Genomic DNA, 25599 nt, shown 5'->3' with positions numbered 1-25599 from the left:
TCCCAAGCGTTGCCGCCGGCTGCAATTGCGACGCGGATCCAGCCCGGCCGGGTTGGGCGTGACTTGGGACAAATGGAGGGGATTTTCCTAATGGCGGCGATGAAACCACGTACTGGCGACGGCCCGATGGAAGTGACCAAAGAGGGACGCAGCCTGATCATGCGTGTGCCGCTCGAAGGCGGGGGACGGCTTGTGGTCGAGCTCAACGCCGCTGAGGCGGAGAACCTCAAGGAATGCCTCGTAGGCGTGACTGGATAGATTTACCAAGCAGGGCCCGGCTGAGCCGGGGCCCTGCTTTTTGGTTTAAGGAAGGCTTGCGCCCTACCTCTTGACGGCCACCAGCAGTCCATCACCGGTGGGCAGCATCGCCGACGCCAGCCGATCGTCGTCGCGGATTGCCTTGCCGATCTGGCGGAGCACCACAGTGGTGGAATCGCGTGCGGCCGGGTTGGCCACCCGGTCCTTGTCCAGGGCGTCGTTGATCACCAGCGTGCCGCCGGACTTGAGGAGGCGGATGGCCTGTTCCACGTACTTGGGGAAGTTGGGCTTGTCGGCGTCGATAAAGACGAGGTCATAGGCCGAGTCCGTCAATCGCGGCAAGACGTCGGCCGCACGCCCTGAAATGGTACGGGTGCGGTTGGCAGGGCTGCCGGATTCCAGGAACGCTTCCCTGGCCGCTTTGAGGTGTTCAACGTCAACGTCGATGGTGGTCAGGACTGCCTGGGGGCTCAGTCCGCGGAGCAGGCAGACGCCGGACACTCCGGCTCCCGAGCCAACTTCGACCACTGTCTGTGCCTTGGAGGCGGCAGCGAGGACCGTGAGCACCGCGCCCACACCGGGGCTGATGGGTGTGACTCCCAGCTCGAAAGACCGCTCCCTGGCGCGCAACAAGACGTCATCCTCAGCAGGCAGATCTTCTGCATAGGACCAGCTGCTTGACTTGTCGGCACTCATGAAGGGTTTCGCTTTCCGCGGGTAGGGGTGTTTGTACCAAGACTACTGTGTAAGCACGCGCAAACCCGCTGTTGGGCAGCCGTCCTGCAGCTGTGTCCAGCCCCCTCTTCAGCCCTGCGGGAAAAACCTGCCCCAGTCAGGAAATTCCCAGACAACCTTGGGATGATAATGGTCCGATCATCCATGAGGTGGCCGGCGCCGAAGGATTCGGTGAACCACAGTTTGAGGGGAGTGGACGATGCCGGCATTGCATGCTGCGCCAGTCCAAACATCGGAAAGCATTGACGGCGTTGCCGACTGGGTCATGCCCAGCTGGGAGGAAGTGGTGGCCAACCACTCCGCCAAGGTATATCGCCTCGCCTATCGCCTGACAGGCAACAAGTTCGACGCCGAGGACCTCACCCAGGAGGTCTTTGTCCGGGTGTTCCGGTCGTTGGAGAATTTCAAGCCGGGAACATTGGACGGCTGGTTGCACCGCATTACCACCAACCTGTTCCTGGACCAGGCCCGGCGCAAGAGCAGGATCCGTTTCGATGCCCTGGCTGAGGATGCCGAGTCCCGCCTGCCCGGCCGCGAGCCCGGTCCGGAGCAGAGCTTCGAACACAACAACCTTGACCTGGATGTCCAGCGTGCATTGGAAGAACTGCCGCCGGACTTCCGCGCCGCCGTCGTGCTGTGCGATCTCGAAGGCCTTTCCTATGACGAGGTTGCAGAGGCGCTGGGCGTCAAGTTGGGAACCGTCAGGTCCCGTATCCACCGTGGCAGGACCATGCTGCGGGAGAAACTCGCCCACCGCGATCCCCGTCCGGCCGAGGCCCGCAAGCCGCGCCTGAAGATGCCGCGCATCGCAAGCATCCTTTAGGACGTCGATGCCTCGACATCCTCGTCGTCCGGGACTGTTGTCCCGGCGCAAACTGGCTGCCCTGCGCCATACCCGCAACCCGGACCATGTTCAGGTATGCGCCGATTGCAGTAACGCCCTTCGCCGGGAACGGCAGTACCTGGAACGTCTTCGGGGTGCTTCAGTGCCCGAAGCCAGCCAGGACCTTGCCGCACGGCTGATCCAGCATACTGAGCGCCTTGCCAACGAGACGGGCCAGGAATTTGCCGCCCGGACTTCCTCCAACGGCCTCCGCCGGGGACTTCGCGTCGCGGGCGTCGCAGCCGGCACCTTGGCTGTCAGCGCCGGTGCCCTGGGGGTGTCGGCGTACGTGGTGGCCGGTGACGACATCCCGCAGGTCCGTGCCGGAACCAGCGACGTCGGCGCCCTTGCCGGAGCGTGGACAGGGAACCCGGTGGAAAGCATGGCGGGACCTGTATTCCGGGCCGGCAGCACTGTCAGCTTGAGCTCTGCCCAGCTGGACGCTCTGCGGGAAGAAGGGTGGGCGTGCCCTGAGTTGGCGGGAATGGGCTTCACCGTGGTCTCGGCCCACGGCACTATGCACAACGGGCACCCGGCGGTGGAAATGAGGCTGGAAAGCAACGGCCACTACGCCATCATTGTGGAGGAGCATCTGCCGGCTGACCAGCCGGCCCAGGGACCAACGACGTCGGCACGGCTTTCTGTCACGCAGGGGAGCCCGTGGAAGGCCGTGTACACCATGCCCGCTGCAGTGATCAGTTATGCTTCGGACCTTCCCGCAGACACTGCGGATGACGCGGTACCTGAAATCGTCCGGGCAGGCGAATCCATGGCGGCTGATCAGCCCAGCGAAGGGGCCGAAGCCTGGTACGCGAGGCTGCTGCGCGGGCTCCAGACCCTTCTCCGACCCGCCGGTTTATGAGCGGCACCACAGACAAGGTAATCTTCGTAGCGTGCTTGGAATCAACGGCCCGGAGTTCGTACTCCTTCTGATTATCGGCGTACTCGTCATCGGTCCCAGCCGTTTGCCCGAATACACTCAAAAGCTTGCCAACCTGGTCAAGGAAGTCCGCCGGATGGCGTCGGGTGCCCGGGAGCAGATCAAGGAAGAAGTCGGCATCGATATCGATGACGTCGACTGGAAGAAATATGATCCCCGGCAATATGATCCCCGGCGCATCATCAAGGATGCACTGCTGGATGATGAGACCAAGCCCGTGAGCGCTGGAGCACCTGCCGTTGCCGCAACAGCTGCTGCTGCGGCTGCATCGGTGGAGACCAAGCCAAAGGCCCCCGCCCGGGTCATCGAGCGGCTGGCTGAGGGCGAAGCTGCCCCCTTCGATTCCGAAGCCACCTGACCCGATTGATAGTGCCGCGCCCGCAAGCGCTAAGCGTCAGCGCGGTTCGATCCCCAGTGACAGGCCTGACAGTCCGCGGGGTCGTGAGGCCAAAGCCGAGGCCACGTCCTGCATAGCCTTCGCGGCCGCAGTTTCGGGGGCAGCCAGGACCACGGGTTTCCCGGCGTCACCGCCTTCCCGCAGCCGGATATCCAAGGGAATCTGGCCCAACAAAGGAACCTCGCTGCCAACGGCAGCGCTCAGCCGCCCGGCCAGGATAGCGCCGCCGCCACTTCCGAATAATTCCATCCTGCCGCCGTCGGGCATTTCCAGGAATGACATGTTCTCGATGACGCCGGCCACTTTCTGGCCCGTCTGGGTGGCGATCGTTCCAGCGCGCTCGGCGACGTCCGCGGCAGCAGCTTGCGGCGTGGTTACCACCAAAATCTCGGCATTGGGGAGCAGCTGGGCCACGGAAATGGCGATGTCGCCTGTGCCGGGTGGCAGATCGAGGAACAGGGCATCGAGGTCGCCAAAATAGACGTCCGTGAGGAATTGTTCCAAGGCCCTGTGCAGCATGGGACCGCGCCAGGCTACCGGCTGGTTGCCTGCTACGAACATGCCAATGGAGATGACCTTCACGCCGTAGGCCACCGGCGGCAGGATCATGTCATCCACCTGGGTGGGCTTTTGGGTGATACCCATCAAAGCGGGCACTGAGAAGCCGTGGACATCGGCATCAACGATGCCTACCCGAAGACCCTGCGCGGCCAATGCGCAGGCCAAATTGACGGTGACCGAGGACTTCCCCACACCGCCTTTTCCGCTGGCTACGGCGTAGACCTTGGTCAGGGAGCCCGGCTTGGTGAAGGGTATGCCGCGCTGGCCGCCTGGACCGCGGAGCTGTTCCTTGAGCGCTTCACGCTGTGCCGGGGACATGACTTTCAGCTCCACGTCCACGGACGTGACGCCCTCCACCTGCGACAAAGCCGCAGAGGCGTCCTGAGTGATGGTTTCGCGAAGGGGGCAGCCGGCAATAGTCAAAAGGACGGCGACACGGACTGTGCCGGCGTCGTCGCAAGACACCGATTCCACCATTCCGAGCTCCGTGATGGGGCGGCGGAGTTCGGGATCGATGACTGTAGCCAGGGCAGCATGCAGCGCCTCGGCAGATGCGGTGCTCATAGGGTCAGGCTCGGCTTTCAGGGGTTTCAGGCGACGGTTTTGCAGTGGAGTGCTGCGGTCCTGTGGCCCGCGGCTGGCGGACCTTGGGTATCTGCTGTGTGCGGGGGCTACGGGACTTGTCGCGTTTCTCCTTCAGCTTCTCCTTGACCTTCTCGCCAGGAGACTCAGTGCCGTCCGCGGCGGATTCGCTTTCGCGGAGCTCTTCCTGGGCATCGATGATGTCCTCCAGGAGGCTCCGGAGTTCAGTCCGGACATAATCACGGGTGGCTACCTCACGCAGGGCGATGCGGAGAGACGCCAGCTCCCGTGTCAGGTACTCGGTGTCGGAGAGATTGCGTTCGGCACGCTGGCGGTCCTGCTGGAGTGAGACACGGTCCCGGTCATCCTGCCGGTTCTGGGCCAGCAGCAGGAGTGGTGCCGCATACGAGGCTTGGAGAGACAACATCAGCGTCAGCAGGGTGAAGCCCAGCTCCATGCGGTCGAATTGCCAGTCCGTGGGGGCGAAAGAGTTCCACGCAAGCCAGAACACACAGAACACCGTCATGTAGACGAGGAACGTCGGCGTGCCCATAAACCGCGCGAAGCCTTCGGTTGCGTTGCCGAAAGCATCCGGGTTGGGAGAGAACTTTGGCAGGATCCGTTGCCGGCCACTCAGTGGGGTGTCGAGGCTGCTGGTTGCGCGTCCTGCCGACTTGGGGGATCGTGCGGCGTTGTTATCAGCCAATGCGGCCTCCAAGTTTCCTTATAGGGGCGTCGTCCTCGTGGGCGCGCCAGTCATCCGGCAACAGGTGATCCAGCACGTCATCAACAGTCACCGCCCCCACAAGGCGGCCGTCGTCGTCTACGACTGGAAGGGAATTAAGGTTGTACGTGGCAAGAGTCCGGGCGACTTCGCTGATGTGGGCTTGGTCCGAAAGGGGTTCAAGATTCTTGTCAACGAGGTTGCCCAGCGGTTCGGGCGGCGGGAAACGCAGGAGCTGCTGGATGTGCACGACCCCCAGGAAACGCCCCGTGGGTGTCTCCAAGGGAGGCCGCGCGATGAAGATTGATGATGCCAGGGCGGGGGAGAGCTCCTCGCGGCGGACGTGGGCCAACGCTTCGGCCACGGTTGCTTCCGGGGGCAGGATGACCGGGACTGGAGTCATGAGGCCGCCGGCGGTGTCTTCGTCGTACTCCAGGAGGCGTCGGACGTCTTCGGCTTCCTGGGGTTCCATGAGTTGCAGCAACTCTTCCGCCTGGGCCGAGGGAAGCTCGGCGAGGAGGTCGGCGGCGTCATCAGGGTCCATCTCTTCGAGGACGTCTGCGGCCCTCTCCACGTCGAGGGCGGAGAGAATCTCCACCTGGTCATCCTCCGGCAGTTCCTGGAGGACGTCTGCCAAACGCTCATCCTGGAGCTCGCTGGCCACTTCAAAACGCCGCTTATCGCTCATCTCCTGAAGGGCTTCGGCAAAGTCGGCGGGTTTAAGGTCTTCGTGCGTGGCAACGAACTGGGTGGCAGCCTGGGGCTCATTGTGGGCGCCGGTTTGGGCGTCGGCCCAATCGATGATCAACGTCTCGTTGCGGCGGAGCCTGCCAAACGGTGAGAGTGAGTGTCCACGGCGGACGAACAGCTTGCTGACAAACCAGTCCTTGGACCGGTGCTGGTCCATGGCGATGTCCTCGATGGTGGCATCGCCGCTGCCGTCGGCAAGGGTCACACGGCGGTCGAACATCTCGGCAACCACCAGCGTTTCGGCGCCCCGCTGCTCGAAGCGGCGCAAATTAACCAGGCCGGTGCAAATAATCTGCGTCTGGTCAATGGACGTAATCCGGGTCATGGGGACAAAGACACGCTTTTTCCCCGGCACCTCCACCACGATGCCCACCACGTGCGGCGCCCCGCGGGTCCCGCGGGAGAGCACCACGACGTCGCGCAACCGGCCCAGACGATCGCCCAAGGGGTCGAAGACGTCCAAACCGAGCAGGCGCGCGACAAAGACGCGTGAAGGATGTGTGCTCATGTTTACAGGCTACCGAGTCTGCTCTCTTTTAGCTGAATTCCAGCCTGTTCACATGTCCATGAGACACAATGGGGCTATGTCTAACATTTTTGGTGCCCCCAAAGCCGTTGAGGAAGCCCGCAGCGTCCCGCAAGGTGACACGGTGGGCTCATACACCTCGTATTTGGATGCCCAAAAGGCGGTGGATTACCTCGCGGACCAGCAGTTCCCTGTGCAGCTTGTGTCGATCGTGGGCAACGACCTCAAGATGGTAGAGCGGGTGACTGGCCGGCTGAGTTATCCGAGGGTGGCATTGTCCGGTGCTTTGAGCGGCATGTGGTTTGGCCTCTTTGTCGGCGTGATGCTCTCCTTCTTCACACCGGCAGGTGGGCCGTTCTCCATCATCACTTCAGTGCTGATGGGTGCTGCGTTTTTCATGCTGTTCGGGATCGTCACGTACGCCACCCAACGCGGAAAGCGTGACTTCACCTCCACCAGCCAGGTGGTGGCCACCAACTATGACGTCATTGTTGCCGTTGAAGCTGCCCACGAAGCCCGCCGGCTGCTCCAGCAACTTCCCATGAACCCGTCGCAGGCAGCCACGGCGCAGCCCGCCAACTACAACCCACAGAACGCCCCGCTTCACCAGCCCGGCCAGGCGCCTGAGCGGCCTTCCACCTGGAACGACCCCTATGGCCAGCGCGGACCCGAATCCACCGCGGGCGTTCCGGAGGGCCAGAACGCGCCCGCCGGAAACCCGGCGCCTGCTCCCCAGCCGGCACCGGCGGCCGTTCGCTACCCGGACCTCCCTGACGGCCGTCCGCAGTACGGCGTTCGCGTCACCGATGGCCAGAACGCACCGCAGAACGCGCCGCAGGAGGACGGACAACAGCCCGGCTCCGAGGGTTCGTCCAAGCAGTAGGCTCCCTGCGAGTGATTTCAGCTGACCAGCAAAAAGGGAAGGCCACCGGATCCCCGGTGGCCTTCCCTTTTTGCTGTGGTCGTGGTTGACAGCGGAGCCGCTTAGCCCTGCGCGTCCTGGTAGATGCCGGCCATCCATGACTCGACGTCCTCTGCCTTGCGCGGCAAAGCGGCGCTGAGGTTCACGGGGCCGTCTGCGGTCATGAGGATGTCGTCTTCGATCCGGACGCCGATCCCGCGGTACTCCTCCGGAATGGCAAGGTCCTCGTTCTTGAAGTAGAGGCCCGGTTCGATGGTGAACACCATGCCCTCGGTGAGGATCCCATCGAGGTAGAGCTCGCGCTTGGCTTGGGCGCAGTCGTGGACGTCAAGGCCAAGGTGGTGGCTGGTACCGTGCGGCATCCAACGGCGGTGCTGCTGGCCTTCGGGGCTGATGGCCTCTTCCACGGAAACGGGCAACAGGCCCCACTCAGCGAGGCGCTCGGCCAGGACCGTGGTGGCGGCCGTATGGATGTCGCGGAACTTCACGCCCGGCTGGGCTGCTGCGAATCCGGCGTCGGCGGCGTCCAGCACGGCTTCGTAGATCTTGCGCTGGACATCGGTGAACGTTCCGGTGGCAGGCAGGGTGCGGGTGACATCTGCGGTGTACAGGGAATCGGCTTCCACCCCGGCATCCAGGAGCAGGAGTTCGCCGGCGTTGACGGTGCCGGAGTTGCGGTTCCAGTGGAGGACCGTGGCGTTGTTGCCGGACGCTGCAATGGTGTCATAGCCGAGCTCGTTGCCTTCCTCACGGGCGCGGGCAAAGAAAGCACCTTCCACAACACGCTCACCGCGGTTGTGTGTCAGGGCGCGGGGGAGGGCACGGACGACGTCGGCGAACCCCTCCACGGTTGCAGCGACGGCGATCTTCATCTGATCGATTTCCCACTCGTCCTTGATCAGGCGCAGTTCGGAGAGTGCTTCGCTGAGCTTTTCATCCAAGGCATCCAGTTCACCGAGGTCAAGCGTTTCGGGATCTTTGGCAGTGTTGTACCGGGCGGTGTCCACCAGGGCGTCGATGTTCTCGTCCACCTTGCGGACCAAACGAATGGAAATGCCGCCGATTTCGGGTGCACCCACGTTCTTGGTGATGGCCATTTCCAGTTCGGAGATGTGCGCGGTGGGCAGGCCAAGCCGGGCTTCGAACTCGGCCAGGGTGGGGCGGGCGCCGATCCAGAACTCGCCTGCGCGGGAGTCCGCATAAAACTGTTCGGTATCGCGGCCGGCCAAGGGGCGGAAGTACAGCGTGGCGGTATGGTGACCGCCGTCGTCGCCCTTTCCTTCAGCCACCGGCTCCAGGATGAGGACGGCGTCAGGCTCGTGGTCCAAACCCAAACCGGTGAGGTGGGCGAATCCCGAGTGCGGGCGGAAACGGTAGTCGCAGTCGTTGGACCGGACCTTCAAAGGACCTGCCGGGATGACCAGACGTTCGCCTTTGAACTGTTCTGAAATAGTACGACGGCGGCGGGCGGCGTGGTCTGCGACGGCGTCACGCGCAGGGGTCACCTGCGGGGCGGGCGCCCAGTTGCTGGCCATGAATGCCTTGAAGGCATCGGATGTGGGCCGTTGCGAGCGGTTGTTGACACGCTCCTGCAGCGGCTGGGAGGACGAGTTTTGGGTGTTTTCGGCATCGTTCACCGTTACATCGTCCCACCAGTTCGTTGAGGAGGCCAACGGCGCAACCCGCCAAGCCCGCCCGCATCCCCTAGGCTGGGAAAGTGAGGATAGACCTGCATGCGCACTCCAATGTTTCCGACGGAACCGAGACACCCGCCGGGGTGATCATTTCCGCTGTGGCGGCAGGCTTGGATGCGGTGGCGCTGACCGACCATGACTCCACGGATGGCTGGGATCCGGCCGCAGCAGCCGCCCGCGACCATGGCATCGCCTTTGTTCCGGGAATGGAGATCTCCTGCCGGACGGAACAGGGCATCAGTGTCCACTTGCTGAGCTACCTGCATGACCCCGCCCATGCGGGTCTGTTGGAGGAAATCACCAAGTCCAAGGATGCCCGCCTTACCCGTGCGGAGCATATGGTCACCCTGTTGTCCGAGGACTACCCCTTGACCTGGGACGACGTCATTCATCACGTAGCTCCGGGCGCCACCGTGGGGCGTCCCCACATTGCGGATGCCTTGGTCGCTGCCGGCGTAGTGGCCGACCGTTCGGAGGCCTTCACTTCCATCCTCACCTCACACTCGCGATACTTCGTTCAGCACTACGCACCCAACCCGGCGGTCGCCGTCGAGCTTGTCCGTGCCGCAGGCGGCGTTCCCGTATTCGCCCATCCCGTGGCGTCGTCGAGAGGACGCATCGTGGGGGAGCGGACCTACCGGGAGATGATTGATGCCGGCCTGATGGGCCTTGAGGTTGAACATCGTGACAACCCCGAGGAGGGGCGCGACTTCCTGCGCATGTTGGCTGCAGAGCATGGCCTGCTCATCACTGGATCTTCCGATTACCACGGAGCGGGGAAACCGAACCTGTTGGGTGAGAACACCACCTCGCCCGCGGTGTTGGCCCGGATTGAGGAGATGGCAACAGGCAGCACGGTGGTTCGTTGAGAGGGGTCCTTTAGTGGATTTGCAGCTGCTCGCCTCGGTGATCGTCACCTTGTTCGTGATTATGGACCCACCGGGTACCGTCCCGATCTTTATGTCCTTGACGGCCCAGATGACGGCGAGGGACCGGAACCGCTCCGCTTTCCAAGCACTGCTGGTGGCCACCGGCGTCATTGTGGTGTTCGCCATCTTCGGCCAGTCAATCCTCAATTACATGCATATCTCGCTGGCGGCCTTGCAGGGCGCGGGTGGCCTGCTGCTGGTGCTCATTGCCCTGCAGCTGCTGACCGGTTCCACCAGCGGCGAGGAAAATGCGGCCAAGTACAAAAATGTGGCGTTTGTTCCTTTGGGGACGCCACTCATGGCTGGACCTGGTGCGATCGTTGCCGTGATGGTCTTCGTTCAGCAGTCCAGCCAACTGTCAGAGTATTTGGCTGTGGGGCTGGGCATTGCCGTGGTACTGGGCTCGTTGTACCTGGCGATGCGCTTCGCGGGCGTCGTGCAGCGCGTGCTGGGTGAAAACGGCGTCGAGCTTGTCACCCGGATTGCCGGCCTGCTTCTGTCGGCCATTGCCGTGCAGATGATCGCGGACTCCGTGACGGCCTTCGTGAAGGGCGTCGCCTGAGCACGCTTTGGCATTGCGGGCTAAAGGCCGGTTGGCTGGATCTGGTGGAACACAGCCTTGCTGCCCAGCCGTTTCCGCATGACCTCGATGGCCTGTTCGTTCTGGTCGACACACACAAAGTTGCGGCCGAGCTTCGCTGCAACGGCTCCGAGGGTCCCTGATCCGGCAAAGAAATCGAGGCACCAGTCACCTTCGCGGCTGGATGCGGAAACGATCCTCCGGACCAGGCCTTCGGGTTTCTGGGTAGGGTAGCCGGTCTTCTCACGGCCGGTAGGGGAAACGATGGTGTGCCACCAAACATCAGTGGGCAGCTTGCCGAGCTCGCGCTTGGCAGGAGTCACCAGGCCGGGGGCCATGTACGGTTCCCGGTCCACCTCTGCGTTGTCGAAGTGGTACTTGGTGGGGTTCTTTACATACACCAGAATGTTGTCGTGCTTGGTGGGCCAGCGGTTCTTGGCGCGCGCGCCGTAGTCGTAGGCCCAGATGATCTCGTTGAGGAAACACTCCCTGCCGAAGATGGCGTCCAGCATCACTTTGGCGTAGTGCACCTCCCGGTAATCGAGGTGCAGGTACAGGGTGCCGTCGTCTGACAAGAGCCGCCACGCCTCGACGAGTTTGGGCTCCAGGAAGGACCAGTAATCGCTGAAGGCGTCGTCGTAGCTGTGAAGGGCACCCTTGATGGTGTCGTAGGAACGTCCCTTGAAACCGACGCGATCGCCGTCGCCGTCCGCGTTCCGGACCATGCGGGTTTCCTGGCGGCGCTGTACCCGGCCTGTGTTGAAGGGCGGGTCGACGTAAATGAGTGTGAAGGCGCCGTCCGGCAGCGTAGGGAGGAATTCCGCGTTGTCCGCGTGCACCACCACATTGCCGCCGTCCGGCGCCCAAACAGTTTTAGTCATTGAGGGTTTTAGCCCTCGGTGCTGCCGGACTGGGCAGCTGCGGTCTCACCGGAAACCACTTCGCCGTTGCGGCGGCGCGTGCGGGTACGACGCGTCCGGGCAGGCTTGTCTGCGTTGTCGGCAGTGGCAGTGCGGGTTTCCGACGCACCGGCAGCCGGGGCTGCTTCGGTGTCGGAGGTACGATGGCGGCGCGTACGGTTGCGGCCGCCGTCGCCCTTGGATTCGCTGGAGTCCGAGTCGTTGGATTTGGCTTGCCGTCCGCGGCCGCTGTCTCGTCCGCCGTCGCGACCCCGTCCGCTGTCTCGACCGCCATCGCGGCCTGAACCGGAACGTGCGTTCTTCTTGCCGGTCTCGCCGAGATCCTCAAGGACCTCCGCGTCGACGCCGGCGAGGACCCGCTTGTTGCGGGGCAACCTGCCCTTGGTGCCCTCGGGGATGTCGAGATCCGCGTACAAGTGCGGCGAGGACGAGTACGTCTCCACCGGTTCCGGAACGCTCAGTCCGAGAGCCTTGTTGATCAGGCCCCAGCGCGGCATATCGTCCCAGTCGACGAACGTGACAGCGGTGCCCTTGTTACCCGCGCGGCCGGTACGCCCAACGCGGTGCAGGTAGATCTTTTCGTCTTCAACACACTGGTAGTTGATCACGTGCGTGACGTCATCAACGTCGATGCCGCGGGCGGCAACGTCAGTGGCCACCAGGACATCGACCTTGTTGTTGCGGAAAGCACGGAGAGCCTGCTCGCGGGCACCCTGGCCGAGGTCTCCGTGGATGGCGGCAGCGGCAAAACCGCGGTCGACGAGTTCCTCGGCAACCTTGGCAGCAGTGCGCTTGGTCTTGGTGAAGATAATGGTCCGTCCGCGGCCGCGAGCCTGGAGGATGCGGGCCACTACTTCAGACTTGTCCATGCTGTGCGCACGGTAGATCAGCTGACGGATGTCGCGCTTGGTCAGGCCTTCGTCGTCCGGATCCGCAGCACGGATGTGGGTGGGCTGCGTCATGTAACGGCGTGCCATCGCGATCACCGGGCCGGGCATCGTCGCGGAGAAGAGCAGCGTCTGCCGAACGGCGGGGGTGCCGGCGATCAGGGTCTCAACGTCCGGAAGGAAGCCGAGGTCCAGCATTTCGTCAGCCTCATCAAGGATCACCATCTTGACGTTCTTCAAGCTCAGGTGCTTCTGCTTGTAAAGGTCGATCAGACGCCCGGGGGTACCGACCACGATCTCGACGCCCTTCTGCAGGGCATCGACCTGGGGCTCGTAAGCGCGGCCACCATAAATGGTGGCGATGCGGGCGTTGCGCTTGCGTGACGCGGTCTGGAGGTCGTTGGCAACCTGCACCGCGAGTTCACGCGTGGGAACGATCACCAAGGCCTGGGGTGCACCCGGGACGGCAAGCTTCTCATAGCCGGCATCGTCGCGGCCGGCTACACGCTGGAGCGCAGGAATGCCAAAGCCCAACGTCTTACCGGTACCCGTCTTGGCCTGGCCGATGATGTCGTGGCCGCTCAGGGCCACTGGCAGGGTCATCGCCTGGATGGGGAAGGGGTGCGTGATCCCGGCATCGGCCAAGGACTCAACAATGTCAGCGCGGACGTTGTAGTCGGCGAAGGACTTTTCTTCGATCTCGTGGGGCTTTTCATCCGAGACGATCGTTTCCTCGGGTTCAAGAATTTCGGTTCCGGTGGGGTCGGTCAGGACTTCATGGGTGTGCAATTCACTCACAGGGAGTTTCCTTATTCATTTAGGCATTGGCGCTGCGTGCTCAACGGGGGCGGCGAAGCCGTACCGGAGCACGAACTGGCGCGCAAGCATATCCAGTGGAAGCCGATCGCGGGCTATCTAAGTACTGGCACTGGTGACCAGTTGGTACATCTCAAGATCGCGTAGGGGCGGGCTTGTTGACTTCAAAAATTAACTGAATCAACGACCGGGCATCCATTACTACAGGCCCAGTCTATCCTCTGGGAGCCATAAAGCCCGGATCATGGGTTCACCGGGGTCAGTGCTGCAGCTCGAACCTGATTTCCCGGCTGGCAATATCCGCCGTGACAAGGCGTACCCGCACTTTGGTTCCGGACTCCAATTCGCCGTCGCAGCGTGCGGTGACGGCCGGTTCCGCGATCTGGACGACCCCATACGGACCGCTCCCGTTTCCGTTGGCTTTATTGCCATTGCCTCGGTTGCCGTTGCTGTTTCCATTGGCAGGCTTGGACCCTGAAATCACCACGGCATCGAACTCCTGGCCCACGTGGTTGGCTACCAGTGCTGCTTCCACCGTGTCCAGAGCCGCACGCTCAAGCCGACCGGCCACTTGGTCCGAGGCTGCCATGATCTCCGGCAACGAGGGCAGTGCGTCACGGGCCCACCGCGGAATGTCCTTGTGGTTACTGAGGGCCTCGCAGATGACCAGGACGAATCTGTCAATCAGGCGTCGCAGCGGTGCTGTGGTGTGGGCATAGGGAGCCCCGATGGCCGCTTGGATCACTGTGTCAGGCACCTCGCCGTCGAAGGGCGTGTAACCGGCGCCCCTGAACAGCGTCCCGGCCGAGTGCAGGATGGCCAGCTGTTGGGGGTCGGACGCATCCAAGGTGCGCAAGTACTCGCCGTAGCTGACCTGGCCATCCCACGGTTTGCCCAGCGCAGTGGTTTGCCGCTTGAAATGCTGCAGTGAGCGTTCGTCCGGGGCGGGCATCGTGCGGAGGATGCCAACTTTGCCTTCCAGCATCAGTTGTGCGGCAGCCATTCCGGTCATCAGAGAGATCTGTGCGTTCCAGTCTTCCACCGGCAAAGACGGGGCTGCAACGATCCTGTACCCGCCGCCGTCGGTCGCCTGGACGATTTCCTGTTCCGGCATGTTGAGGCTTGCGCCGCCGCGCAACCGTTCCAGCTCGACGCGCTTCAGTCCCACTTCCTTGAGGAGCTGAAGAACAGGCGGGGCGGTGCCGTCGTCGATCTGCTGTTGGGCGCCTTTGTAGCTCAGCTTGGCCCGGCTGCGGACAGCAGCCCGGGCAACGGTCACGGACATGACCTCTGCATCAGCGCCGAGTTCGAAGTTCCACACAAAGGCACTGCAGTCCTGTTCGGCCAGCAGGCTTCCGGCGTTTTCACTGATGACCTCGGGGTGCAGTGGGATCCGGCCGTCAGGTGCATAGAACGTTTGTCCGCGTAGCCGGGTCTCGGCATCCAAGGCTCCTCCGGGAGCCACAAAGGACGGCACGTCGGCGATGGCGTAGAGGACCTTGTAGCCGTCTCCGGAACGTTCAATGAACAGGGCCTGGTCCAAGTCAGTCGAGGTAGCGGGATCAATGGTGACGAAGGGGATCTCCCGCAGGTCCTGATCCGGCAGCCTGAGGTTTTCCACGGCCCGCTCTGCCTCTTGTACTGCCTCGGCAGGGTACGCGGTGGGGAGTTCCAGTTCCGTCCTCAAGGCCGCAAGTGCTTCAGCGAGCTGGTCCGACGAATCGTCGACGTTGGGTGCTATCCGATGATGTGACACGAAAATCAGGGTAGCCCGAAACCGGCGGATAGTCTTGGCAGCCGCACGCAAAAGCCCGCTGCCCCAAGGGGCAACGGGCTTTCGGTAAAGCTGGTTCTGACCAAACAGGCGGTTAGCTTGCCGGTGTCAAAGTGAAGGTGGCTGCCTTGTCTCCGAAGTCATTGTTGATCACCACTGTGGTGGGACCATTCTTGATGTCGAAGGCGATGACGCCCTGCTGTACGTCTCCGGCTGCGACATCGCCGGAGACGAGACCGCCCAGACCGTTGTCAAGGAAGATCCGGTCGCCCTCGTTGCCGTCAGCATCGAAGGCATCGAAGTTGCTGGGCGCGGCGAAGCTGGATCCGGCGATGGTCTCCCAGGAAACCTCCAGCAGGAGGAACCCGCCGTTGAGCGGCTTCATGTAAGCCATCTCCGGGATTTCGGTAGCGTATCCGGAGTTAAGGACGGTGACCTTAACGGTGTTGCCCTCGGACACCGTGACCTCGAAAGCGTTGCCATCGGTGGCAGTGCCTTGGGAAGGGGCAGTGGCCTCCTGTGAAGCTGACGGTGCGGCAGGGACAGGCGTGGCCTGTCCCTGGACCGCGGCAGCCACCAGCGTCAAAGACAACACCGTGGACACGATCCCAACAACCAGGCCGGCGAGCCAGACAACGAGCGTGATGATCCAGGCCTTCTTCTTGTTTTCCGGATAACCCTGCAGCGGGCGGCCTTCCTTATCACGTGCGTTGCCGGTCAGCGTGATGATGAGGTCCACGATGGACCAGATGCCGAGTCCGCCCGCAGTGAGCAGTTTGGCAATGCCGGTCCCGATCTTTCCCAAGTAAAAGCGGTCAACACCGAGGCCACCAAGGAGCAAGGAGAGGATCCACGTGACCATGAAGGACTTGGCCGGAGTACCCGTGCCGGGAACACCATAAGGGCTGGAATCCGGGCCGGACTGGTACGTCTGGGGTCCGCCTTGGTACTGGGCGTCGAAAGCACCGGGTGCAGGGGGAACTGGTGGGGCACCGTTCCTGTTGTGGGGCGCGGGCGGGTAGCTCGGATTAGTCATTGATCATCCTTCGGGGGAGTGGGTGCGAGGAGGAGGACACGCGGCCTGCGGGCACGCCAGACAGTCAACTCACTTCCAGTCAGCCTAGTGGGACCAACGCTGCTGAAGGCAATCTCCGCGGGCGGGGTGTGGAGAGCCGGGGATAGTCTTGGATTATGGGCATTTCGACGGACGTCGCACCTTCTGCCGGACAACTCGCCGCGGAACTCCTGGGCGCCATGGCCTACGGCGAGTTGTCGGCTTTCGGCCGGCTTTCGTTCGATTCCCGATACGCCCCCTCACTCCATGACCGTTCAGTGCTGGCAAAAATTGCCGTCGGTGCGTACGGAAACTTCGCGCTGCTGAGCGATCGGCTCGCTGAAATGGGCCTCGATCCGGAGGAAGCCATGCTGCCGTTCCAGCGTTCCTTTGACCACTTCCATGAACGCACCAAGCCCGGGGACTGGTTCGAATCCGTGATGAAGGCTTACGTCATCGACACCGTTTCCTCGGACTTCTACCGGGCTGTCGCCACTTTCCTCGATGGAACAACGCAGCAGTTCGTGGACCGGGTTGCCTCCCCCGACCAGGCAACCGAGGTACTTCGTGTCCTGCTGCGGCGGGCCTTGGCCGATGACCCACGACTGGCCTCACGGCTGGCGTTGTGGGGCCGCCGGCTGGTGGGGGAAGCGCTGACACAGGCGCAGAGGGTAGGGACTGAGCACCCACAGTTGGGGCCGGCACTAAAAAGTGGTGGCGATGCCCGCGCCGCAATTAAAAGACTGACAGGCGAGCTCGCCGGGCGTCATGCCCGCCGGATGACGGCGCTGGGCCTCACTGCCTAGCGGTATGACCGGGCTTATGCCTGAAAGGCTCCAACGGCCAGGCTCAGGCTGCGTCCAGCGCCTCCAGCAGCGACTTGGCTGCCGTCGTCGGATCCGAAGCCTCGGTGATGGCGCGGACCACGACGATCCGGGTGGCTCCTGCGGCCCGCACCTGCTCTACGTTGCTGAGATCGATCCCTCCGATGGCGAACCATGGCAGGTTCACGGCGCCGTCGGTGGTCTCGACTGCACGCTTGCTCGCTTCTGCGGCATATGTGACCAGGTCCAGTCCCACGGCTTCGCGGCCGGGTTTGGTGGGTGTCGCCCAGACGGGTCCTACACAGAAATAGTCCAGGCCCCCCTGTCCCGGTGATGCCGCGATGGCGGCATTCACCTGCTCGGGGGAGTGGGTGGAAAGACCGATCGTGACGGACTCCGGAAGCAATGTCCGGGCCACCTTCAACGGGAGGTCCTTTTGCCCGATGTGGAACACCGGAGCCCCGGAAACACTGGCAACGTCGGCTCGATCGTTGACAGCCCACAGCCGTCCATGACGTTGCGCAACTCCCTGCAGGACCGCCAGCAACTCCAATTCCTCGGCAGCTTCGAGGGTCTTGTCGCGCAGCTGGATGATGTCCACGCCGCCCTCGAACGCGGCGTCCACAAAGTCTTCAAAATCGCCTTGCCGTTTCCGCGCATCGGTGCACAGATACAAGCGGGCGGTGGCGAGGGCATCAGTCTGGGTCATGGAACCCAGAGTAGTTCCTCTAAACTGGGCACGTACTGCGGGAGCCGCGACGTTCGTCATATGACTGTCCGGCTGAGAGGGCTTAAGAGCCGACCGCTTGACCTGATCCGGCTAGTACCGGCGTAGGGAAGGAAACGCGCAATGGCAGTTCCCCGCCAAACCCCGCTCCAGGCCGACGTGGCCGTCATTGGCGGCGGCGTCATCGGGCTGGGCATCGCCCGCGAAGCGCGGCGACTTGGCCGCTCCGTGGTGGTGATCGACCCCGCACCGGCTTCGGGGGCTACGTTTGCTGCCGCCGGAATGCTTGCCCCCGTGAGCGAATTTCACTACCAGGAGGAAGATCTCCTGGAGTTGATGCTCGAATCGTCCCGGCTGTGGCCGTCTTTCGCGGCAAGCCTGCCCCGCGGAGGGGAAGACACCGGATACCGCACGACGCCGACACTTGCCGTGGGTGCCGATGCCGCGGACCGCAGGGCACTGGCAGACCTCCGTGCGGTACAGCTTGCTGCGGGCCTGGGGGTCGAGCCGTTGTCCCTGCGCGACGCCCGGGATCGCGAACCCCTCCTCAGCCCCCAAATTTCCAGTGCCTTCGACGTTCCCGCCGACCATCAGGTCGATCCCCGCAAGCTGGCGGCATGCCTGCTCTCGGGACTGGCACGCCACGCGGCCAGCGACTACACGTGGGTTTCGGGCGCCGACGATGGGTTTGCCATGACTTCCACGGCGCGCCGCTTGCTCTGGGACGGAGGGCGGGTCTCAGGAGTGGAACTCGAGTCCGGCGCCGCTGTCCACTCCACCGAAACGGTGGTCGCCAACGGACTGGGTGCGGCAGACCTGGAAGGGCTCCCCGACGGGCTCAGCCTTCCCCTGCGGCCGGTATATGGCGACATCCTCAGGCTTCGGGTGCCTGAACACCTCCGGCCCCTGCTCACCTCCACCGTCCGTGGGATGGTCCGTGGAGTGCCCGTCTACATCGTGCCCCGGGACGACGGCACTGTAGTCATCGGGGCCACCCAGCGCGAGGACGGACTGTCGGCAGCGTCCAACGCGGTCTCAGCCGGGGGCGTCTACCAGTTATTGCGGGACGCCCAGGCCCTGGTCCCCGCAGTGGCGGAACTTGAGCTGCTCGAAGCAACGGCCCGGGCCCGCCCCGGCACTCCGGACAACGCACCGCTGCTTGGACGGGTCGTTGGCCCCCGGGGGGATGTTGATGGTCTGGTGATCGCCACAGGATTCTTCCGGCATGGTGTCCTCCTGACGCCCGCGGCCGCACGGATCGTGGGCGGGCTGATCAACGGCACGTCGGACCCCCGGTGGGCATCATTTTCCCCGGACCGCTTCGCGGCCACTTCATCCACAGCGCTGGCGCTTACGCCGGCACACGCTCCCAGCAAGGAAACAACATGAACATCAAACTCAACGGATCCGATCACGCCGTGCCGGAGGATGCTTCAGTCAGCACCCTGGTCACGGCCGTCACCGGCCGCGCTCTGGACCACCGCGGACAGGCAGCCGACGGTGGCAAGCTGGGCGTCGCCGTCGCCCGCAATTCCGAGGTGGTGCCACGCAGCCAATGGTCCGCAACGGCGCTCGCCGACGGGGATGAACTCGAACTTGTTACCGCAGTCCAAGGAGGCTGACTTCATGACGACAGCAAACACAGAGGTCATTACTGACGCCCTGGTGATCGACGGCGTCCACTTCGGATCCCGCCTGATCATGGGGACGGGAGGTGCCCCGAGCCTGGACGGTCTGGGCGCTGCGCTCCTGGCGTCCGGGACAGAGCTCACCACAGTAGCCATGAGGCGCTACTCACCCGCTGAAACAGGATCCCTCTTCCAACTCCTGGTGGACCACGGAATCCGGGTGCTGCCCAACACCGCCGGTTGCTTTACTGCCAGAGACGCCGTGATGACCGCTGAACTGGCACGCGAGGCACTGGAAACCGACTGGGTGAAGCTGGAAGTCATCGCCGATGAACACACGCTCCTTCCAGACGCAGTGGAACTCGTCGAGGCAACGGAACAGCTGGTGAACCGTGGATTCAAGGTCTTCGCCTATACCAACGATGATCCCGTCCTGGCACTGCGCCTCGAAAACCTGGGTGCCACCGCAGTGATGCCCCTGGGCTCGCCGATCGGAACCGGTCTGGGGATCCTGAACCCGCACAACATTGAACTCATCGTGTCCCGGGCCTCAGTACCCGTGGTGCTCGATGCCGGAATAGGAACCGCCTCCGATGCTGCCCTCGCCATGGAATTGGGCTGCGACGCCGTGCTTCTGGCCACCGCTGTCACCCGGGCGCAGAACCCGGTGCAAATGGGTGAGGCCTTCAAGCACGCCGTGATCGCCGGTAGGCTGGCCAAGCAGGCAGGACGGATTCCGCGGCGTGAGCACGCTTTGGCGTCGTCGGCCATGGAGGGCCGGGCAGAGTTCCTCTAAGTGTCCGCCGGGTCTTCGGGAGAAGGAGCAGCAGTGGCAGGGAACCATGACCATCTGACCCAGGCGGATGTCGACGATGCCCTCCGGGAGCTACGCGACTGGAAGTACCAGGGCGGCCTGGTAACCGTCTATAAAACTCCGACGGCGGCCGAAGCGCTGGCCCTCATTGCAGCGATCGGACAGATCGCCGAACACCAAAACCACCATCCGGATCTGGAATGGCGCTACAACAAGGTCCACCTGCGGTACCTGTCCCACGACGCAGGCGGAGAAGTCACCCAACGCGACATCACCGCTGCTGCTTCCGTGAGTGAAGCCGCAGCGGCGCTGGGTGCAATCGCCCAGCCGGAGCGGTATCCGGAACCCTGAACCAGCTGACCCCGAACCATTGCGACAAGGCGTTAAACGACAGTGACCGCCGCCCGAGGGCGGCGGTCACTGTCGTGTGTTCTTGTTGCTGCTAGAGCTTGAGCGCCTTGGTGAGCGCCGCAGTATCGTGCCGGGTGCGGGTTCGGCCCAGGAAGACCACCACCGCTGCGGCGGCGGCAGTTCCCAGGACGATCGGCAAGACCCAGGGAATCCAGGTTGCCCCGGGCTGGTAGCCCAGGCCGGCACTGATGAACGCAATCCAGCCCAGGGTGCCCACAGCCACCGAAACACCGGCCGGCAAAGCGATGCCGTACTTGCCGTGCCTCTTGTCGTTGGCCCACACGATGAAACCGGTGGCTATGGTGGCCAGAACCACCACGACGAGTGAAAGCATGAAGACTCCTTTGCGGACTGCGTTATGTGGAGGGCCTAGAGGGCACCGAAGCCGACGCGGCGGACTTCCTCTGCGCCGATCTCCACGTAGCCCAGGACGCTGCCGGGAACAATGATCTGGCGGCCCTTTTCATCGGTCAGGCGCAATTCCGAGCCCTTGGACACGGCCTCTGCCACGATCTTGGCCACCGCGTCCGCATCCAAAGCGGATTCGAGCACGATTTCACGGCCAACGTTCTGAATGCCGATCTTTACTTCCACAGCAAGGCCTCCAAGCCAATCAAGTATTAAGTCAGTCCTCTATTTGTAGCCTAGGACTCTTTGGGGAATCGACTGATTCCGCGCCAAGCTAAACGATAGATCAGATCACTGGCCACATCGAGGTCAAGGTTTCCGTCCGTTTCAAGCCAGTAGCGTGCGCTGACCTGCGCCATTCCGGCCAGACCACGGCCCAGGAGCTGCGCCTCCAAGGGAGGCAACTTGGTGTCCTCGGCAATAACATGGGCCACCGCATCAGCGAATGTTTTGTTGAACGTCTCCAAACGGGAACTTACATCGGGATCGTTGATGAGGTCAGATTCGAAGACGAGACGGTGGGCTTGGTCGTCATCAGCGATGAACCGGTAGTAGGCCCGCATCACGGCCTTCACGCGTTCCTTGTTGTCCGAGGTGGAGTTCAAAGCGCTGAGCATCAGTTCAGTCAGCGCGGCCAGGTGGCTGTCCAAGAGGGCCATGTAGAGCTCACGCTTGGACGGAAAGTGCTGGTACAGCACCGGCTTGCTCACGTGGGCAGCCTCGGCGATCTCGTCCATGGCGGCACCATGGAATCCGTTGGAGACAAAAACTTCCAACGCCGCATTCAGCAACTGCGCCCGGCGCTCGTCGCGCGGCAACCTTGGTGAACGCGTTGAAACAGCCCGTTCCTGCTTGGCCGGTGCCCCATCGTGTGCCCTTGTGCCGTCAGCCACAGTCTGCCGCCTTTCCTTTGCAGTTATGACCACTCTACCGGTGGGTAATATGACCGGGCGGCATCGGCAGGCATACATTGGGGTATGGCCTCAATTGTTGCTGCCCGCCCTGCTGCGCCCGCTGTCCTGCCGCCCCTTGTTGAACCGGCCGCCGAACTCACGCCGGCCGAAGTGGAGCGATACTCCCGGCATCTCATCATTCCCGAAATCGGTGCCTTGGGCCAACGCAGGCTTAAGAATGCCAAAGTGCTGGTCATAGGCGCCGGCGGACTTGGTTCTCCGGCATTGTTGTACTTGGCTGCGGCCGGCGTTGGCACACTCGGAATCGTTGACGACGACGTAGTGGACCTCAGCAACCTGCAACGCCAGGTCATCCATGGCGTGAAGGACGTGGGCATCCCCAAGATCGAGTCGGCCCGCAACGCCATCAACGAACTTAATCCGCTGGTCAACGTCGTCCTGCACGACATCCGGCTGGACTCATCCAACGCCTTGGAGTTGTTTGCGCAGTACGACCTCATCCTCGATGGCGCGGACAACTTCGCCACGCGTTACCTGGTCAACGACGCCGCCGCCATCCTCGGCAAGCCCTATGTCTGGGGCTCCATCTTCCGCTTCGACGGCCAGGTCAGCGTGTTTTGGGCCGAGCACGGACCCACTTACCGGGACCTCTACCCTGAAGCTCCTCCCGCCGGTTCGGTGCCTTCCTGCGGCGAGGGCGGAGTGTTCGGCATGTTATGCGCAGCGGTTGGTTCGCTCATGGTGACCGAAGCCGTGAAGCTGATCACCGGCGTCGGGCGTTCACTGCTGGGACGGGTAGCGCTCTTTGACGCACTTGGCGGCAGCTGGCGCGAGATCAGGGTATCCAAGGACCCGGAAGCCGAACCCATCACGGAGCTGACGGACTACGAAGCTTTCTGCGGTGTGACGCCTTTGGCAGCAACCGACCAGGAACACACTGTGTCCGCGAAGGACCTTGCAGCGATGCTCGCAGAGCGGGAGGCGGGGGAGCGGGACTTCGACTTGGTGGATGTCCGGGAATCGGGGGAGCACAGCATCGTCAGTATTGACGGTTCAGTCCTCATCCCGCAGGGCCGTATTCTCTCGGGTGAAGCGTGGGTGGAGTTGCCCCAGGACAAGGACATCGTTTTCCACTGCAAGGCCGGCACGCGCTCGGCTGCTGTGTTGGAGGCTGCGCGGAAAGCGGGTTACACGCGGGTCAGCCACCTCGACGGCGGTATCCTCGCCTGGGTGCGCGACGTCGAGCCGGCGAAACCCGTTTACTAGGTCGTTTTTCGCCCCCAGCCGTGCCTGGCAGTCCCACATGAGCGGATGCCTGGGGCTCGAGGGCACGGCCCCGTCTGCTCAGGCGCTCTCTGAGCGGAGCTGCTGGTGGTCCACGGGGCATTCGGCGGCCGGGGTTGCAGCCTGGGGCTGTTCCACCTGGATTCCGTAGAGTGCCTCGAGGGCTGCGACGTAGTCATCCTGCTGTCCGTTGGCGGCAAGTTCGCGTGCACGGACTGTGGGGATGTGGAGGAGCTGCTTGACCATGCGGCGGAGTGCGAACTCCACTTCTTCGGCGGCGGCCGTGCAACCGTGACGGGCGCGGACCTTTTCCATCTCGGCGTCCAGGACGTTCATGGTGTGGCGGCGAAGCGCCACGATGGCCGTGTCCACGGAACGCGCTTCGCGTTCGGATTCAAAGGACGCGGCAGCGCCGGTGACAATTGCACTTGCCTGGGACAGCGACTCTGCTTGTTCCTGGGGTGCGGCGAGCCGAACGGACTCAAGCGTCAAGAGCTCAACGCCGTCGAGTTCGCCCACGGCGGGATCGAAATCATGGGTGAGGGCAAGGTCGATGGCGATCAACGGCTTGCCCGACTGTGCACGGACACGGGCGAGGTCTGCGGCCTCCACACGGTTGTCCGATCCGCTGCAGCCGATCATGACGTCAGCTGTGGCAACAGCGGCTGGGAGAGTGTCGGCGTCGAGCGCTGTCCCACCGCGGGTGGCGACGAAACCTTCGGCGCGGCCGGACGACGAGTAGACGGAGATATCAGTACAGCCGCGTTCCCGGAGAAGGGACATCGTGGCGCCTGCGTATGCCCCGGTACCGAAGACCACGACCTTCTTGGTGGACCAGTCATCGTTCTCGGCAAGGTCGGTTGCGAGGTCCAAGGCGACGGACACGATCGAGAGGCCCCGGGAACCGAGGGCGGTTTGCGCGCCAACATCCTTGGCGGTCTTGGAAGCCGCCTGGAAAAGCCGGACGAGGCCGGAGCTCGCGGTGCCTTCCTGCTGGGCTGTAATCAGTGCCCGGCGGACCTGCCCGGCGATTTCGCGTTCGCCCACGACGGCGGAGTCCAGCCCGGCGCTCACGGCAAAGAGGTGGCGGGTGACGTCAGGGCCGGTGTGGGTAGCAAAGGAACGGGAGACGAGTTGCTCGTTCAGGCCGCTCAGTTCACTGATCTGGGAAACGAGGGCGGAGCGCGCTGCTTCGAGGTCCGCCCCGTTGGCCGTTTCGCCGTAAACCTCATAGCGGTTGCACGTCGCCAGGACCACGGCACCGGAAACCACCGGGGAGTCCGTCAGGGCTGCCGAGGCAAGCTCAGAGGAACCGTTGCTCAACTGAGCGACAGTTTCGAGGTCGATGTCGGCGTGTGTAGCCACCAATGAGAAAAGAACCACAGCACCCCAATCATAGCTTTTTCGTAGCCCGGTAGAACAATATGGCACCGTGGCGATCCACACGCAGGGGAGTGATCGCCGCCACAAAGGCCCGGGAGGCGCTCAACGTGACAGCTTGTCGTTATCTTTTGCACCGGATTTTCGGCACAATCGAAGGCATGACTTCTAGCTCGGCAGCATCCAAGAGTACGGCCTCCAACGCCCCGGCGGGAACCCTCGACGCCAACCACCCGCTGAAGGACGGCCGGACCTCGGACTCGCCATTGATTACCGCCTACCGCGGCGGCACGCCGTCCCGCAGGCCAGTGTGGTTCATGCGTCAAGCAGGCCGTTCCCTGCCCGAGTACCTGAAGGTACGCGAAGGCGTGGCGATGCTGGACTCCTGCCTGCGGCCGGAACTTGCGGCGGAAATCACCCTCCAGCCGGTTCGCCGCCATGATGTTGATGCGGCCATTTTCTTCTCCGACATCGTGATTCCGCTGAAGCTGGCCGGTGTGGGCGTGGACATCGTCCCCGGTGTTGGACCGGTCCTGGACAAACCTGTCCGCACCGCCGCTGATGTAGCGGCCCTGCCCACGCTGACGTGGGAGGCGCTGGAACCCATCCGCGAAGCCGTCCGCCTGACTGTTGCTGAACTCGGGAAAACCCCGCTTATTGGGTTCGCCGGCGCCCCCTTCACTTTGGCGGCCTACATGGTTGAAGGCAAGCCGTCCCGGGACCACCTCGGACCCCGGACCATGATGCACGCAGATCCTGAAACCTGGGCGGCACTGGCCAACTGGGCCGCCGACACCTCCGGAATGTTCCTCCAGGCCCAGCTCGAAGCGGGTGCTTCGGCTGCGCAGCTCTTCGACTCGTGGGCAGGCTCACTGGGCCTGGCTGATTACACCAAGTACGTCGCGCCGGCGTCCGCCCGGGCGCTGGATCATGTCCGTGGCCTGGGTGCTCCGTTGATTCATTTCGGCACGGGGACGTCCGAGCTCCTGGTCGCGATGCGCGACGTCGGAGTGGACGTGGTGGGCGTGGACTACCGACTCCCCTTGGATGAGGCCAACCGCCGCTTGGGTGGCACCGTTCCGCTGCAGGGAAACATCGATCCCGCACTTCTCTCCGCTCCGTGGGAGGTCCTTGAAGCCCATGTCCGTGAGGTCATTGCGGCCGGAGCCCAAGCGCCGGGCCATGTGCTGAACCTGGGCCACGGAGTGCCTCCGGAAACGGATCCCACCGTCCTGACCCGCGTCGTGGAACTCATCCACTCCATCCCTTCGGAGTAG

Annotated in this window: 28 protein-coding genes and 1 riboswitch; of the genes, 14 read left to right on the top strand and 14 right to left on the bottom strand. The window is 63.3% G+C overall.

The features are described 5' to 3' along the window. Window positions 1-90 precede the first annotated feature (90 nt). Window positions 91-258, top strand: a complete 168-nt coding sequence (locus ABQM86_RS14375; RefSeq protein WP_089595685.1) for a DUF3117 domain-containing protein — start codon at window positions 91-93, stop codon at window positions 256-258. A gap of 63 nt (window positions 259-321) precedes the next feature. Here the strand turns inward: ABQM86_RS14375 and ABQM86_RS14370 are convergent, their stop codons facing one another. Next, window positions 322-954 carry an O-methyltransferase gene (locus tag ABQM86_RS14370; RefSeq protein ID WP_026539968.1) on the bottom strand — a complete coding sequence of 211 codons (633 nt, stop codon included), beginning with the start codon at window positions 952-954 and terminating at the stop codon, window positions 322-324. Window positions 955-1192: 238 nt separating this feature from the next. Between ABQM86_RS14370 and sigE the strand changes: the two genes are divergently transcribed. Genes sigE through ABQM86_RS14355 form a run of 3 tightly spaced genes read left to right on the top strand, consistent with a single transcriptional unit; the run spans window position 1193 to window position 3174 of the window. Beyond that, the gene (gene sigE, locus ABQM86_RS14365) at window positions 1193-1816 is read left to right on the top strand and encodes an RNA polymerase sigma factor SigE (RefSeq protein ID WP_207594103.1); all 624 of its coding nucleotides are present in this window, start codon (window positions 1193-1195) and stop codon (window positions 1814-1816) included. A gap of 7 nt (window positions 1817-1823) precedes the next feature. Then, on the top strand, window positions 1824-2738 hold the full coding sequence (locus ABQM86_RS14360; RefSeq protein WP_280623178.1) for a hypothetical protein: 915 nt from the start codon (window positions 1824-1826) through the stop codon (window positions 2736-2738). Window positions 2739-2769: 31 nt separating this feature from the next. Then, window positions 2770-3174 carry a Sec-independent protein translocase TatB gene (locus ABQM86_RS14355; RefSeq protein ID WP_207594102.1) on the top strand — a complete coding sequence of 135 codons (405 nt, stop codon included), beginning with the start codon at window positions 2770-2772 and terminating at the stop codon, window positions 3172-3174. A 36-nt stretch (window positions 3175-3210) separates the two neighbouring features. Here ABQM86_RS14355 and ABQM86_RS14350 read toward each other — a convergent pair whose 3' ends face one another. From ABQM86_RS14350 to ABQM86_RS14340, 3 genes are read right to left on the bottom strand one after another with little or no spacing between them, the layout of a single operon-like run. After that, window positions 3211-4338, bottom strand: a complete 1128-nt coding sequence (locus tag ABQM86_RS14350; RefSeq protein WP_207594101.1) for an Mrp/NBP35 family ATP-binding protein — start codon at window positions 4336-4338, stop codon at window positions 3211-3213. A gap of 4 nt (window positions 4339-4342) precedes the next feature. Continuing rightward, on the bottom strand, window positions 4343-5074 hold the full coding sequence (locus ABQM86_RS14345; protein ID WP_207594100.1) for a DUF1003 domain-containing protein: 732 nt from the start codon (window positions 5072-5074) through the stop codon (window positions 4343-4345). Then, entirely contained in the window at window positions 5055-6338 is a 1284-nt protein-coding gene (locus ABQM86_RS14340; RefSeq protein ID WP_011775428.1) for a magnesium transporter MgtE N-terminal domain-containing protein, read from the bottom strand. Before ABQM86_RS14340 ends, ABQM86_RS14345 begins: the two co-directional genes overlap by 20 nt. A 76-nt stretch (window positions 6339-6414) precedes the next feature. Here ABQM86_RS14340 and ABQM86_RS14335 point away from each other — a divergent pair, with 76 nt between their 5' ends. Further along, a complete protein-coding gene (locus ABQM86_RS14335) occupies window positions 6415-7239 on the top strand; it encodes a general stress protein (protein ID WP_207594099.1) in 825 nt (274 codons plus the stop codon). A gap of 101 nt (window positions 7240-7340) precedes the next feature. Here ABQM86_RS14335 and ABQM86_RS14330 read toward each other — a convergent pair whose 3' ends face one another. Continuing rightward, window positions 7341-8915 (bottom strand): aminopeptidase P family protein, encoded by a 1575-nt coding sequence (locus tag ABQM86_RS14330; RefSeq protein WP_369744744.1) that lies wholly within the window; start codon window positions 8913-8915, stop codon window positions 7341-7343. Window positions 8916-8995: 80 nt separating this feature from the next. Between ABQM86_RS14330 and ABQM86_RS14325 the strand changes: the two genes are divergently transcribed. Both ABQM86_RS14325 and ABQM86_RS14320 read left to right on the top strand, forming a co-directional pair. Further along, window positions 8996-9841, top strand: a complete 846-nt coding sequence (locus ABQM86_RS14325; protein WP_089595677.1) for a PHP domain-containing protein — start codon at window positions 8996-8998, stop codon at window positions 9839-9841. Window positions 9842-9854: 13 nt separating this feature from the next. After that, window positions 9855-10463, top strand: coding sequence for a MarC family protein (locus tag ABQM86_RS14320; RefSeq protein WP_207594096.1), 609 nt, complete (start codon window positions 9855-9857; stop codon window positions 10461-10463). A 20-nt stretch (window positions 10464-10483) separates the two neighbouring features. Here the strand turns inward: ABQM86_RS14320 and ABQM86_RS14315 are convergent, their stop codons facing one another. The 4 genes from ABQM86_RS14315 to ABQM86_RS14300 all read right to left on the bottom strand — a co-directional run bounded on the left by ABQM86_RS14315 (window position 10484) and on the right by ABQM86_RS14300 (window position 15914). Further along, window positions 10484-11362 (bottom strand): site-specific DNA-methyltransferase, encoded by an 879-nt coding sequence (locus ABQM86_RS14315; RefSeq protein ID WP_369744743.1) that lies wholly within the window; start codon window positions 11360-11362, stop codon window positions 10484-10486. Window positions 11363-11370: 8 nt separating this feature from the next. Continuing rightward, window positions 11371-13086, bottom strand: coding sequence for a DEAD/DEAH box helicase (locus ABQM86_RS14310; RefSeq protein WP_369744742.1), 1716 nt, complete (start codon window positions 13084-13086; stop codon window positions 11371-11373). A gap of 277 nt (window positions 13087-13363) precedes the next feature. After that, entirely contained in the window at window positions 13364-14860 is a 1497-nt protein-coding gene (locus ABQM86_RS14305; RefSeq protein ID WP_207594093.1) for an RNB domain-containing ribonuclease, read from the bottom strand. Window positions 14861-14972: 112 nt separating this feature from the next. Then, window positions 14973-15914: a TM2 domain-containing protein gene (locus tag ABQM86_RS14300; RefSeq protein WP_369744741.1), complete on the bottom strand. Its 942-nt coding sequence runs from the start codon at window positions 15912-15914 to the stop codon at window positions 14973-14975. 155 nt (window positions 15915-16069) lie between these two features. Between ABQM86_RS14300 and ABQM86_RS14295 the strand changes: the two genes are divergently transcribed. Continuing rightward, complete coding sequence (locus ABQM86_RS14295) at window positions 16070-16738, top strand: ferritin-like fold-containing protein (RefSeq protein ID WP_369744740.1); 669 nt, start codon at window positions 16070-16072, stop codon at window positions 16736-16738. Between the two features lie 43 nt (window positions 16739-16781). Here the strand turns inward: ABQM86_RS14295 and thiE are convergent, their stop codons facing one another. Further along, complete coding sequence (thiE, locus tag ABQM86_RS14290; RefSeq protein ID WP_369744739.1) at window positions 16782-17465, bottom strand: thiamine phosphate synthase; 684 nt, start codon at window positions 17463-17465, stop codon at window positions 16782-16784. Between the two features lie 27 nt (window positions 17466-17492). Further along, a riboswitch (TPP riboswitch) is annotated at window positions 17493-17611 on the top strand. Here thiE and thiO point away from each other — a divergent pair. From thiO to ABQM86_RS14270, 4 genes are all read left to right on the top strand, one after another. Beyond that, window positions 17607-18872: a glycine oxidase ThiO gene (gene thiO, locus ABQM86_RS14285; RefSeq protein ID WP_369744738.1), complete on the top strand. Its 1266-nt coding sequence runs from the start codon at window positions 17607-17609 to the stop codon at window positions 18870-18872. It overlaps the preceding riboswitch by 5 nt. Further along, window positions 18869-19105, top strand: a complete 237-nt coding sequence (thiS, locus tag ABQM86_RS14280; protein ID WP_207594088.1) for a sulfur carrier protein ThiS — start codon at window positions 18869-18871, stop codon at window positions 19103-19105. Before thiO ends, thiS begins: the two co-directional genes overlap by 4 nt. Window positions 19106-19109: 4 nt before the next feature. Next, a complete protein-coding gene (locus ABQM86_RS14275; protein WP_207594087.1) occupies window positions 19110-19907 on the top strand; it encodes a thiazole synthase in 798 nt (265 codons plus the stop codon). A gap of 33 nt (window positions 19908-19940) precedes the next feature. Then, window positions 19941-20276 (top strand): 4a-hydroxytetrahydrobiopterin dehydratase, encoded by a 336-nt coding sequence (locus ABQM86_RS14270; RefSeq protein ID WP_280623169.1) that lies wholly within the window; start codon window positions 19941-19943, stop codon window positions 20274-20276. A gap of 91 nt (window positions 20277-20367) precedes the next feature. Here the strand turns inward: ABQM86_RS14270 and ABQM86_RS14265 are convergent, their stop codons facing one another. Genes ABQM86_RS14265 through ABQM86_RS14255 form a run of 3 tightly spaced genes read right to left on the bottom strand, consistent with a single transcriptional unit; the run spans window position 20368 to window position 21715 of the window. Next, window positions 20368-20670 (bottom strand): hypothetical protein, encoded by a 303-nt coding sequence (locus ABQM86_RS14265; protein WP_207594085.1) that lies wholly within the window; start codon window positions 20668-20670, stop codon window positions 20368-20370. A gap of 35 nt (window positions 20671-20705) precedes the next feature. Then, on the bottom strand, window positions 20706-20930 hold the full coding sequence (locus ABQM86_RS14260; protein ID WP_026539987.1) for a DUF3107 domain-containing protein: 225 nt from the start codon (window positions 20928-20930) through the stop codon (window positions 20706-20708). Window positions 20931-20980: 50 nt separating this feature from the next. Beyond that, complete coding sequence (locus tag ABQM86_RS14255; RefSeq protein WP_207594084.1) at window positions 20981-21715, bottom strand: TetR/AcrR family transcriptional regulator; 735 nt, start codon at window positions 21713-21715, stop codon at window positions 20981-20983. Between the two features lie 6 nt (window positions 21716-21721). Between ABQM86_RS14255 and moeB the strand changes: the two genes are divergently transcribed. Further along, window positions 21722-22924, top strand: coding sequence for a molybdopterin-synthase adenylyltransferase MoeB (gene moeB / locus ABQM86_RS14250; protein WP_369744736.1), 1203 nt, complete (start codon window positions 21722-21724; stop codon window positions 22922-22924). Window positions 22925-23002: 78 nt separating this feature from the next. Here moeB and ABQM86_RS14245 read toward each other — a convergent pair whose 3' ends face one another. Next, on the bottom strand, window positions 23003-24325 hold the full coding sequence (locus tag ABQM86_RS14245) for a glutamyl-tRNA reductase (RefSeq protein WP_369744735.1): 1323 nt from the start codon (window positions 24323-24325) through the stop codon (window positions 23003-23005). A gap of 158 nt (window positions 24326-24483) precedes the next feature. Here ABQM86_RS14245 and hemE point away from each other — a divergent pair, with 158 nt between their 5' ends. Continuing rightward, on the top strand, window positions 24484-25599 hold the full coding sequence (gene hemE / locus ABQM86_RS14240) for a uroporphyrinogen decarboxylase (RefSeq protein WP_369744733.1): 1116 nt from the start codon (window positions 24484-24486) through the stop codon (window positions 25597-25599).

This window comes from Paenarthrobacter sp. AMU7 (assembly GCF_041200195.1).
In the GTDB taxonomy this organism is placed as follows: Bacteria; Actinomycetota; Actinomycetes; order Actinomycetales; family Micrococcaceae; genus Arthrobacter.
The sequence above is the reverse complement of the archived record's forward strand: the minus strand, read 5'-3'. Positions and strand labels throughout refer to the sequence as shown.

Excerpts from the sequence above, each read along its gene's own strand:
- hemE (WP_369744733.1), top strand. The coding sequence starts at position 24,484 with ATGACTTCTAGCTCGGCAGCATCCAAGAGTACGGCCTCCAACGCCCCG.
- ABQM86_RS14295 (WP_369744740.1), top strand. The coding sequence starts at position 16,070 with ATGGGCATTTCGACGGACGTCGCACCTTCTGCCGGACAACTCGCCGCG.
- thiE (WP_369744739.1), bottom strand. The coding sequence starts at position 17,465 with ATGACCCAGACTGATGCCCTCGCCACCGCCCGCTTGTATCTGTGCACC.
- ABQM86_RS14315 (WP_369744743.1), bottom strand. The coding sequence starts at position 11,362 with ATGACTAAAACTGTTTGGGCGCCGGACGGCGGCAATGTGGTGGTGCAC.
- ABQM86_RS14360 (WP_280623178.1), top strand. The coding sequence starts at position 1,824 with ATGCCTCGACATCCTCGTCGTCCGGGACTGTTGTCCCGGCGCAAACTG.
- ABQM86_RS14255 (WP_207594084.1), bottom strand. The coding sequence starts at position 21,715 with ATGTATGCCTGCCGATGCCGCCCGGTCATATTACCCACCGGTAGAGTG.
- ABQM86_RS14350 (WP_207594101.1), bottom strand. The coding sequence starts at position 4,338 with ATGAGCACCGCATCTGCCGAGGCGCTGCATGCTGCCCTGGCTACAGTC.
- sigE (WP_207594103.1), top strand. The coding sequence starts at position 1,193 with ATGCCGGCATTGCATGCTGCGCCAGTCCAAACATCGGAAAGCATTGAC.
- thiS (WP_207594088.1), top strand. The coding sequence starts at position 18,869 with ATGAACATCAAACTCAACGGATCCGATCACGCCGTGCCGGAGGATGCT.
- moeB (WP_369744736.1), top strand. The coding sequence starts at position 21,722 with ATGGCCTCAATTGTTGCTGCCCGCCCTGCTGCGCCCGCTGTCCTGCCG.
- ABQM86_RS14370 (WP_026539968.1), bottom strand. The coding sequence starts at position 954 with ATGAGTGCCGACAAGTCAAGCAGCTGGTCCTATGCAGAAGATCTGCCT.
- ABQM86_RS14275 (WP_207594087.1), top strand. The coding sequence starts at position 19,110 with ATGACGACAGCAAACACAGAGGTCATTACTGACGCCCTGGTGATCGAC.
- ABQM86_RS14335 (WP_207594099.1), top strand. The coding sequence starts at position 6,415 with ATGTCTAACATTTTTGGTGCCCCCAAAGCCGTTGAGGAAGCCCGCAGC.
- ABQM86_RS14375 (WP_089595685.1), top strand. The coding sequence starts at position 91 with ATGGCGGCGATGAAACCACGTACTGGCGACGGCCCGATGGAAGTGACC.
- thiO (WP_369744738.1), top strand. The coding sequence starts at position 17,607 with ATGGCAGTTCCCCGCCAAACCCCGCTCCAGGCCGACGTGGCCGTCATT.
- ABQM86_RS14265 (WP_207594085.1), bottom strand. The coding sequence starts at position 20,670 with ATGCTTTCACTCGTCGTGGTGGTTCTGGCCACCATAGCCACCGGTTTC.
- ABQM86_RS14340 (WP_011775428.1), bottom strand. The coding sequence starts at position 6,338 with ATGAGCACACATCCTTCACGCGTCTTTGTCGCGCGCCTGCTCGGTTTG.
- ABQM86_RS14300 (WP_369744741.1), bottom strand. The coding sequence starts at position 15,914 with ATGACTAATCCGAGCTACCCGCCCGCGCCCCACAACAGGAACGGTGCC.